Source organism: Neobacillus sp. PVCKKU3, assembly GCF_058323225.1.
In genome coordinates this window covers 1-10,186 of record NZ_JBLVQN010000075.1, presented here as the reverse complement: position 1 = coordinate 10,186, position 10,186 = coordinate 1, and the positions used below count along the sequence as shown (strand labels likewise).

Below are 10,186 nucleotides of genomic sequence, written 5' to 3'. Positions count from 1 at the left end.
TGTGCCTCAAAAAAATGAGGCACAAGAACCGTCCCTCTGCATCACTTTAGTTCGATAGTGATAGGATCCATTTCTTTTGTTTCTAAGCCTTTTCCTGAGCCAAGGGAGAAGTAGATGACTGGTACAAGTGTAAGTGATTTTGCGTTTGGATTGATGGATTTGATTGTACTGCTCCATTCAAAGGATACTCCGTTGTCACGGCTGACACCGCCGTTCCCATCGACGCTGTAGCTGTTTCCTAAATCATCTTGCACATTTTTAATTTCTGCGGTTACATGCGGCCATTTGTCTAGAATACGGGGTTCCACCACTTGTTCGTAGTGGATCACTGTCGATAAACCATTCGTTTCAATAGACTTAATTTTAATTGAAACACCATGATTGGTAACGGACTGATTCACAAGTTTCGTTTTGTTTTCCAAAGCGGACACTTCAAATGCGAAATGCCAATCCCCTGCAACGGATTCTTTTGTTTCTAGATTTTTGAATGCCCCCGGTTCCCAGCTGATTTCAATACGGTCAGGTTTGCTTCCACGAAACGTCGGCGTTATTTTTTCCGTCCCTACATACGTGGTGGCATTGACTTTTTTCATCGTGCCAGCGGACCCAATTGCCTCTGCGCCCTTTACATTGAATGCTGATGACATGCTAGGATTTGTTCCTAAATCTTTATCGGTTTCAATCGCATAAGAAACAGTAATCGACGATCCATCGAATACAGCATCCTCAATCATGATGGATACACCATTACTTGACTGGGTTTGTGAAATAGATGTTGCGAAATTGGAATAGTTGCTAGTATAAGAGTTTTCATCTTTAAAGTAATTCATAATATTATTCATAAATGGAATTTGGGATGCGAGTGATGGTACGGCAAAATTGGCACCAATCGCGGCCCCAAGTGCAATCGTTGCTGCCACTGCCATATATTTAAAAACCTTTATTTTCTTCTTTGCGCCCACTCCCATAACATGCTGTTTCACGCGTTTTTTTTCAATCTCACTGACTGCCACAGGTTCGATTTCGTCAATATTGAGATTCGCTAACTTTTTATAGTAACTCATATAATGAATTGCTCCTTCAATTTCATATTTTCCGCTAATTTTTTCTTCCCACGATACAATCGATTATCGACTGCAGCTTTTGATAAATGCAGGGAATCGGCAATTTCACTATTACTCATCTCTAAATAGTATTTCATGATAAAAATATCGCGATCTAGTTCAGCGAGTTTGCATAGTTCAAAAAGTAACTCATTTTTTTGTTCCCGATCTAATACGGACTTTTGTAAACTCGTAGGTGAACTAATCTGTTCAAGTTCAACGGGAGAAGCTTCGCGTGCCGTCTGTTTTTCAAAGATCCGATAGTAATCGATGGCTTTATACTTTGTGATGGTGCCAATCCATTTTTTGAAATCTGCTTCATCTCCATTAAATTGATGGCTGTTTCTCCAAACCTCTAAAAACACATCATTTATACAATCATCGACAGCATCACGTTTACTAAGCGGCTGTAATATTTTCAGTGAAATGGCTTTGACAAAGGGCATATATTCATCAATGACATACTCCAGGGCATCTTCTTTTTGCTTTTTTAAGCGTTTAATAAAATTCTTGTTAGAAACGGCCATATTATATCTCCTTCATTTTTTGAAAAAGCTTTTTCACTAACTATAACGAAGCAACCATCGGTATATTCTCAACTACTTTGAATTTATTTTACAATAATGAGGCATGGGGACGGTTCTTTTGCATCAAAAATATGTTGCACCAGGTACCAAATGCGGAACTTGGGCCGGACGCGATATGAGGCAGTAGAAGTGTCCCGTGGATGTTCCCACTCCATGCATCAAGACTTGACTGATTACCAAAAATAGGATATCATGAGTAATATTAGGCTATCTTGTTTTGCAAGGTAGCTAAATTAAAATACAGTATCTTGTATTACAAGATAGCGGTAAGGACGAAACGTTTATGTCTCTAAGAAGCCAATTATTAAAAGGGATTTTGGAAGGATGTATTCTATCAATCATTGAAAAAGAAACGGTTTATGGTTATGAACTATCACAGAAACTTCAACAATTTGGCTTGAATGATGTGAGTGAAGGATCCATTTATCCCATTTTGCTTCGGCTCCAAAAGGAGGGGTTAATTAAAGGTGAAATGCGCGCCTCCCCAACAGGTCCTAAACGGAAATACTACCAACTTACTATTCAAGGGGAAAAGGCAATAGCTGAATTTCGAGAAGAATGGAAAAATATTCAGAAACCTGTAGATAAATTGTTAAATAGGGGGTTTGAGGATGGACGCTAAAGAGTTGATTGAACTAAATAATCGTAAACGAAAAGAATTGGCGAAAGAAAATGAAGAATATTACGGTAATATGCTCGTGTATATTCGAGCGAGTATGGCCGTTTCGGAGCAGCAATCAGAAGAATTATTAATGGAGCTTTTAGATCATATCCTAGAGGCACAGAAAGAAGGAAAACGAGCTGTGGATATATTTGGAGAGAATCCATCTGCTTACTGTGATGAAATGATCAAGCAGTTACCTAAAGAATCGGGGAAAAGCACAGCTTATTTTATTGGCTTTTTGTTAGTGAAGCTGGCAGGCATAATAGCTGTAGTGAATGGAATAGGAGACATTATTATCCACTATTTTAAAAATAGCGATCAGACAGTGTATGTCGGTACAGCCATTGTTACGTTTATAATCGTTGCTTGTATCATTTTCCTTGATGTGGTTCTAATCTTAAAATGGCTGCAACAATCTATTTACAAAGTATCCAATAAAGTGAAAGATTTTGCCTTATTATCTTTCATTATGACACTATCCATACTCGGTATGGTTTTTCTCCCTAGACTTATTCCTAACTTTGGATATGTAATAGAAGTTGGAGGCTTTCTATACCTATTTATCGGAGTCGCTGCACTCAGCATCTCCAAATGGTTAGACCGCAAATATTGTATTACAAAATAAATTGAGGCAAGGGGACGGTTCTTGTGCATCAATTAAGGGGATTTCGTTCGGAAGAATATTGCAACATATACCGAATGCGGACCTTGTGCCAGACCGCGGAATGAGGCAGCAGAACCGTCCCCATGCATCAAAATGAGAAAGGAATTAAGGCTGTCATGGAAATAAGAAAGGTATCGATTATTGGATTAGGAGCTTTAGGGATTTTGTTTGGCCATCATTTGACCAGGAAAATGCCAAAGAATGATGTAAGGATTATTGCCGATCAGGATCGAATTGTGAGGTATCAAACTGACGGGGTTTATTGTAATGGTGAACACTGTGAATTCCATTATGTAACACCAGAGGAAAAAGGCGAACCTGCCGATTTATTGATTTTTGCGGTGAAATATGATGGGTTGGAGGACTCGATCCAAGCTGCAAGAAATCATGTCGGAGAAAACACCATCATTTTATTACTGCTAAATGGCATCAGCAGTGAGGCTGTTATTGGCAAAGCGTTTGGGATGAATAAAATCCTATACAGTGTCGCACAAGGTATGGACGCCGTAAAAGTTGGAAATGAGCTAACGTATGCCAATAAGGGAATGATCTGTTTTGGAGACCGGGAAATTGGGGTGTTTTCAGATAAGGTCAAGAGTGTAGCGGCATTTTTTGAAAAAATGGAACTCCCTTATCAGGTAGACAAAGATATGAAGAAAAGATTATGGGGCAAATTTATGCTTAACGTTGGTGTGAATCAAACGGTTGCTGTTTACAGGAGCGACTATGGTGAAATACAGCGGGAGGGACAAGCAAGAGATACGATGATTGCTGCTATGCGTGAGGTCATTGCACTGTCTGAGAAAGAAGGAGTCCATTTAACGGAGGCAGACTTAGACTATTGGTTAACGGTGCTGGGCACGTTGAGTCCTGAAGGAAAGCCGTCAATGGCTCAAGATGTTGAAGCAAAACGATTCAGTGAAGTGGATTTATTCTCTGGCACGGTTTTGGAATTAGGGAAGAAATTTGGAATTCCGACGCCGGTCAATAAAGAGCTTTACGAGCGGATTAAATTGATGGAAAGTAAGTATTAATTAGTAAACAAAGAGGGGCAGACTCCCATTACTATGAAGTAGCGGAAGTCTAACCCTTTGTTTATTGGTTTCCACTCTGGGATTTTCGAAAAATTTGAGGCATAAGAACCGTCCCCATGCATCATGCCCCATGCATCATGTGTTACGTTCGGAAGCCATTGGAGGCTGTTCGAACCATTTTTTTTCAATCATTAGACTTAGTCCATCATCTAGGAAGGTACCCGTTTCCACGATGTAGGAGGCAAACATAGCGCTTAAATCTCTTCTTGCAACGACACTTAAGGCGTTTCCGTACCTGATAATGGCGATTTCGACAAGAGATAGGGCTTCAAACATAATTAATTGATCTGAAAATGGCGAAGTGGAGGAGTCTGTTATTTCAGATTCATATGTAGCTAAAAAAGGCAAGTTCTCGGTTGCATTTAGAGATTGGAGTTTCTCCACGCGCTTTGCTGCTAATTCCTTCCCTCTTTTACAATACTTTTGAACCTTCGGATCTTTTGCAATTTGCGAAAATGCTATAAGCATTATTTTTGCTAACATAACTCCTCGAAGACTATAGATTAGGCTATCAATTTCGATGGCACTTACGGGGCGTTGTTCTCCCCACCAACCTGCTAGGAAGGATTGTTTTTGAACTAATTCAGACTGTTTAGGTGGGGCAATAAAGGCAGGTTGATGCTGGTACCCCTTTTTATGGATTGCTTCTGTAATGGTTTGGTACAGTTCAGTCGAATTAAAAAGGCAATTTTTTATATAGGCAAGAACTTCAGGTGTTTCAGTTTTCCCTATTGTTAATCCGTAGCCATATACTCCATATTCAGAGAGGGTCTGAAGTACGAAAAGCACCAGTTTATCAGACATTAATCTAGGTGCATCTGTTATGACATCTTTTTTAATAGTAAACCCAATTGGTTGAGGAAAACCAGCTCTCACATACAGTTCTAAACCTTCATTAACAATTTGGTGTGCTAGATCCTTAGAGCGTTGTAATATCATTTTAAGGTCTTCATCTTCCGCGTGAGGAATCCAATGCTCAAGGAAACAAAGATGTGCCTGATTCCCAATAATGTATCGCCAAATATTCGAAATCTCTCCAGCCGTTGGTTTAAACTCCATAATTCTCTCCTAAATCATTCATTTTTTTCATATTGTTAAATTGAGGCAAGGGGACGGTTCTTATGCATCATTTCAGGTGTTTTGAGAAGTTTTCGCACTCACCCAGCACAAACACGGCAAAGATGTGCGGATTGCAGGATGAGGCAGAAGAACCGTCCCTATGCATCAATAAAAAGGGCAGACTCCCATTACAATTAATAGTGGAAGTCTGCCCTTTTTTATAGGTTTTGTATTCTGTTTGTCGAGAAAAATATTTGAGGCAAAAGAACCGTCCCCATGCATCACAACCAGTTTTGTGACCAGTCTTCTATGCTGTTCATTAGTGGTTTTAGTGCTAGGCCTTTGTCGGTTAGGGAATATTCGATTCGGACTGGAGTTTCCGGGAAGACTTCCCGTTTTACGATTCCCTCATTTTCCAAATCCTTCAACCTTTCTGAGAGCACTCTGCCGCTGACACCAATGGAAGATTCAATGGTGCAAAAACGCTGCGGGCCAGATAAAAGCTGGTAAATGATCATACCAGTCCATCGTTTGCTCAATAACCCCATGGCTTTTTCAAATCGAGGACAAATCGATTTATCCAATTGAAATCAACTCCTTACTAATTATTATAATCATATTTAAAAATAATTAAATTCTTTTTTACAAATTACTAACTTGACACTATTAACTTATCGCAATATACTTACTTACATAAAGTAACTAACTAATAAATTGTGTTTCAACTATAGATAGCTTCTTCGTCTTTTAGAGAAAGCTGAATAAAAGGAGGCGTTTAAAATGAACTTTCATCGTGAACCTATTACATTTGTAGGTCAAGTGAACCTAAAGGTAGAAAATTTACAACGTTCATTAGCTTTTTATCAACAGGTTATTGGTTTTAAGGTATTGGAACAAACCGAAAGGTCCGCTAGCCTTACTGCTGATGGAAAGACCGTTTTATTATCCATACAGCAACCAGAGAACATTATTCCTAAGCAGGGAAAAACAACCGGATTGTACCACTATGCCCTGCTTCTTCCAAATCGTTCTGATTTAGCAAGAATCGTGCAGCATTTTGCAGAAATCGGCTTGCGGTTCGGTTCATCCGATCATATTGTGAGCGAAGCTCTTTATTTATCTGACCCTGATGGAAATGGAATTGAGATTTATATTGACCGTGACCCTTCCGTGTGGAATTGGAAAAAGGGAGAAGTGGAAATGGCGGTTGACCCGTTGAATTTCACAGACCTGCTTTCTGGAGGGAAACAGCCCGCATGGGAAGGGCTGCCGGCGGGCACGGTGATGGGACATATCCATTTACATGTTTCCGAATTAAAAAAGACAGAAGAGTTTTATATAAAAGGTCTTGGATTTGAAGTGGTAAACCGATTTGGAAGTCAGGCACTTTTCATTTCGGATGGCAAATACCATCACCATATTGGCTTAAATACCTGGAATGGGGTAGGCGCGCCTGCACCTTCTCCTAATAGTGTTGGGCTTGACACATTTACACTCATGCTGGCAAATGAGGAAAAGAGAAATAATATAATAAATCAACTGAAGAGTATTGGAGCATCTGTTGCTGAAGAAAATGGTTCTTTCATTACTTCTGATCCTTCAGGTAACCGCATCATTCTGAAGGTTTGAAAAATTATCCATCATAACTGGGGGAATTAGCTGTTATGGGACAGGAAAGAAATACTGGAATAGAAATTGGCCTATATACACTTGGAGATATATGTGTAGATCCTACTACTGGTCAAACGGTCAGTGCAGGGCAAAGAATAAAGGAAATCATGGCTGCGGCTACACTCGCCGACGAAGCTGGACTTGATGTGTTTGGAGTGGGTGAACATCACCGCTTAGACTATGCCACGTCTGCCGTTCCAGTCGTATTGTCCGCCATTGCGCAAAAAACCAAACGAATTAAATTGACAAGTACTACGACCGTATTAAGCACAGTTGATCCTGTTCGCCTTTTTGAAGATTTTGCTACACTGGATTTGCTTTCAGAAGGAAGGGCAGAAATCATGGCAGGGCGCGGGGCATTTATAGAATCCTTCCCTCTATTCGGGTATGACGTAAATGACTATGATGCCTTGTTCTCTGAGAATATTGATTTATTTTTAAAGCTAAATGAAAACGAGCGAATTACATGGGATGGCCATTTTCGTTCATCTTTAAAAAATGCTGAAATTGCTCCGCGGCCTTTCCAAAATCAGATACCTATTTGGATTGGTGTAGGAGGAACGCCTGAAAGCGCGGCCCGTGCCGGCCGATTAGGTGTTGGGATGGCTTTGGCCATACTCGGCGGCGATCCAGTTCGTTTTAAGCCACTGGTAGAACTGTACCGTAATTCGGGCATTGCTGCGGGGCATGATTTGGAAAAATTAAAGGTAGGCGTTACAGGCCACGGGTATATTTCAAAAACAACCCAGCAAGCCAAGGATGAATTTTACCCTTACTATTCAAACTACTGGTCTTCTGTAAACCGCCAGCGCGGGATGACAAGTGGAAAAATATCAAAATCAGATTTTGAACATATGACAGCCCCAAATACCGCCTTGTTTGTAGGAAGCCCACAACAGATTGTGGAGAAGATCCTTCGACAACACGAACTTTTTGGGCATCAGCGGTTTATGGCGCAAATTGATATAGGCGGTATTCCATTTAAGAAAATAGCTGAAGGAATTGAACTGTTGGCGACAGAAGTAGCGCCAATCGTGCGGAGAGAAACAAGTAAATAAAAATTTTTAGGGGTGTAATGAAAATGGGCTTTATAGACAAACTATTTGGGAAACAAACGAAGGAGGAAATAACCGTGACAACTGAAAAATTAAACATCGGAATTATCTTAGGCAGCACACGCCAAGGTCGTGTAAGCCCGCAGGTTGGAGAATGGGTTAAAGGAATCGCTGATAAGCGCGGCGATGCGAACTATGAAATCGTCGATATTGCCGACTTTAATCTTCCTTTCTTAGGAACTACTGATGGATCAGAACCAGGCATTGCTGCTTGGAATGAGAAATTGGCAAGCCTTGATGGATTTGTATTCATCGTTCAAGAATACAACCACAGTATTACTGGAGCGTTAAAAAACGCGATCGATTTTGCTCGTGAAGCTTGGTACAACAAAGCAGCTGGTATTGTAAGTTATGGATCCACTGGTGGTGCTCGCGCAGCAGAACATTTGCGTGGAATTCTTGCCGAACAAAAAGTAGCGGATGTCCGCACACATCCAACCTTGAGCTTATTTACTGATTTTGTAAACGGATCTGAATTTAAACCACAAGAATTACATCTCAACAATGTAAATGCCATGCTTGAAGAAGTTAATGCGTGGAGCGGAGCATTAAAAACACTACGATAAAACAGAAAATCACCAAAGAGGCTGACTCAAATTGAGCAGCCTCTATTTTTTTGAGGCATGGGGACGGTTCTCATGCATCAATTCTTGTTTTTTCAGATATATATGTGGTGCTTTGTACGAACAAGGGTCCTTAGCAGGCACCATTAGGATGAGGCAAAAGAACCGTCCCCATGCATCATTCCCATGCATCATTTAATACAGTAAAGCGTTAATTTGCATCATTGCTTGAAAATTCTTAAATAATTATAATCTCTTAAATAAGGTAATAATAGAAGCAAATTAGTAGAGGCATAAAGGCAGGAGGAGTAAGGGTTGGGGAAAAATCATCAAAGTGAGAAGTTGCAGCGAGGTTTAGATAATAGGCATATCCAGTTAATTGCACTTGGGGGTGCGATTGGGGTTGGGCTGTTTTATGGCTCAAGTGCCACCATTCAAATGGCTGGTCCATCCGTTTTGTTCTCATATTTAGTCGGAGGCTTGGTTATTTTCACGATCATGAGAGCGCTGGGGGAAATGGCAGTGGACGAGCCGGTTTCGGGCTCGTTTAGTTCATACGCCCATCGATATTTAGGGCCGTTTGCAGGTTACTTCACGGGGTGGACCTATTGGTTTATGTGGGTTGTCGTTGGAATGGCTGAAATAACCGTGGCCGGCGTCTATGTGAATTACTGGTTTCCAGATATTCCGCAATGGCTGACAGCACTGGCGGTACTTGTCGTCATTACAATGGTCAATCTTGCCAATGTAAAAGCATTTGGCGAGTTTGAATTTTGGTTTGCTCTGGTTAAAGTGGTTGCCATTATTGGAATGATTCTTCTTGGGTTGGGAATTATCCTTTTTGGCTTCGGCAATGGAGGTCAGCCGATCGCTTTTGAAAACCTTTGGACTCATGGGGGATTTGTGCCAAACGGAATCAAAGGTATTTTAATGTCATTGGTTCTTGTCATGTTTTCTTTTGGCGGGGTAGAATTGGTTGGAATTACAGCAGGGGAGGCAAAAAATCCTGAAAAGTCGATTCCATCAGCCATCAACAATGTCGTCTGGAGGATCTTGATTTTTTATATTGGTGCATTAGGTATCATGATGGTTTTATATCCTTGGAATGAGATTGGCACGAAGGGAAGCCCGTTTGTGTTGATTTTTGACAAAGTTGGAATTCCTGGTGCCGCTGATATCATTAACTTTGTGGTCATAACAGCAGCATTATCTGCTTTTAATAGTGGGTTATTCAGTTCGGGAAGGATGCTATATAACTTATCATTGCAAAATAACGGTCCGCAATATTTCGGAAAGCTTAGCAAGAGTGGCAGTCCGAGACGCGGCGTCCTTTTCTCGTCATTCATTTTATTGGTGGCAGTAGTTTTGAATTATATCGTTCCTGAAAAAGTATTCTTATATATTTCTTCTATTGCCACAGTTGCGGTTATCACTAGCTGGACGATTATCCTGATAGCACAATTAAAGTTCAGACAATCGAAAACAGAAAAAGAAATAGAAAAACTAGCATTTAAAATTCCGTTCTATCCATTGTCAACCTATTTAGCCCTAACGTTTCTAGCACTTGTCATCATCTTAATGGCATTTATCCCAGAAATGCGAATAGCCTTATACGTAGCGCCTATTTGGTTTCTGATTCTTTATATAGGGTATAAAAAGGGACAGA

11 protein-coding genes are annotated in these 10,186 nt (G+C 40.4%); 7 read left to right on the top strand and 4 right to left on the bottom strand.

Annotated features, from left to right (window positions below; genetic code table 11):
- Window positions 1–41: 41 nt before the first annotated feature.
- A complete protein-coding gene (locus tag ACNQGS_RS28560) occupies window positions 42–1,064 on the bottom strand; it encodes a DUF4179 domain-containing protein (protein ID WP_491490331.1) in 1,023 nt (340 codons plus the stop codon).
- Complete coding sequence (locus tag ACNQGS_RS28555; RefSeq protein ID WP_491490330.1) at window positions 1,061–1,630, bottom strand: sigma-70 family RNA polymerase sigma factor; 570 nt, start codon at window positions 1,628–1,630, stop codon at window positions 1,061–1,063. The genes ACNQGS_RS28560 and ACNQGS_RS28555 overlap by 4 nt, the downstream gene beginning before the upstream one ends.
- A gap of 343 nt (window positions 1,631–1,973) precedes the next feature.
- Between ACNQGS_RS28555 and ACNQGS_RS28550 the strand changes: the two genes are divergently transcribed.
- The 3 genes from ACNQGS_RS28550 (at window position 1,974) to ACNQGS_RS28540 (ending at window position 4,052) form a co-directional block, all read left to right on the top strand.
- Window positions 1,974–2,312 (top strand): PadR family transcriptional regulator, encoded by a 339-nt coding sequence (locus tag ACNQGS_RS28550; protein WP_491490329.1) that lies wholly within the window; start codon window positions 1,974–1,976, stop codon window positions 2,310–2,312.
- On the top strand, window positions 2,302–2,979 hold the full coding sequence (locus ACNQGS_RS28545; protein ID WP_491490328.1) for a DUF1129 family protein: 678 nt from the start codon (window positions 2,302–2,304) through the stop codon (window positions 2,977–2,979). The genes ACNQGS_RS28550 and ACNQGS_RS28545 overlap by 11 nt, the downstream gene beginning before the upstream one ends.
- Before the next feature lie 155 nt (window positions 2,980–3,134).
- Complete coding sequence (locus ACNQGS_RS28540) at window positions 3,135–4,052, top strand: ketopantoate reductase family protein (RefSeq protein WP_491490332.1); 918 nt, start codon at window positions 3,135–3,137, stop codon at window positions 4,050–4,052.
- A gap of 135 nt (window positions 4,053–4,187) precedes the next feature.
- On the opposite strand, the gene ACNQGS_RS28535 is transcribed toward ACNQGS_RS28540, so the two are convergent.
- Both ACNQGS_RS28535 and ACNQGS_RS28530 read right to left on the bottom strand, forming a co-directional pair.
- Window positions 4,188–5,171 (bottom strand): DUF3231 family protein, encoded by a 984-nt coding sequence (locus tag ACNQGS_RS28535; protein ID WP_491490327.1) that lies wholly within the window; start codon window positions 5,169–5,171, stop codon window positions 4,188–4,190.
- A gap of 281 nt (window positions 5,172–5,452) precedes the next feature.
- Complete coding sequence (locus tag ACNQGS_RS28530) at window positions 5,453–5,755, bottom strand: winged helix-turn-helix transcriptional regulator (RefSeq protein ID WP_491490326.1); 303 nt, start codon at window positions 5,753–5,755, stop codon at window positions 5,453–5,455.
- 196 nt (window positions 5,756–5,951) lie between these two features.
- Here ACNQGS_RS28530 and ACNQGS_RS28525 point away from each other — a divergent pair, with 196 nt between their 5' ends.
- From ACNQGS_RS28525 to ACNQGS_RS28510, 4 genes are all read left to right on the top strand, one after another.
- Complete coding sequence (locus tag ACNQGS_RS28525) at window positions 5,952–6,800, top strand: VOC family protein (protein ID WP_491490325.1); 849 nt, start codon at window positions 5,952–5,954, stop codon at window positions 6,798–6,800.
- Between the two features lie 35 nt (window positions 6,801–6,835).
- Complete coding sequence (locus tag ACNQGS_RS28520) at window positions 6,836–7,900, top strand: LLM class flavin-dependent oxidoreductase (protein WP_491490324.1); 1,065 nt, start codon at window positions 6,836–6,838, stop codon at window positions 7,898–7,900.
- A 23-nt stretch (window positions 7,901–7,923) separates the two neighbouring features.
- On the top strand, window positions 7,924–8,523 hold the full coding sequence (locus ACNQGS_RS28515; RefSeq protein WP_491490323.1) for an NADPH-dependent FMN reductase: 600 nt from the start codon (window positions 7,924–7,926) through the stop codon (window positions 8,521–8,523).
- A gap of 312 nt (window positions 8,524–8,835) precedes the next feature.
- A partial coding sequence (locus tag ACNQGS_RS28510; RefSeq protein WP_491490322.1) for an amino acid permease occupies window positions 8,836–10,186 on the top strand: 1,351 nt, incomplete at its 3' end.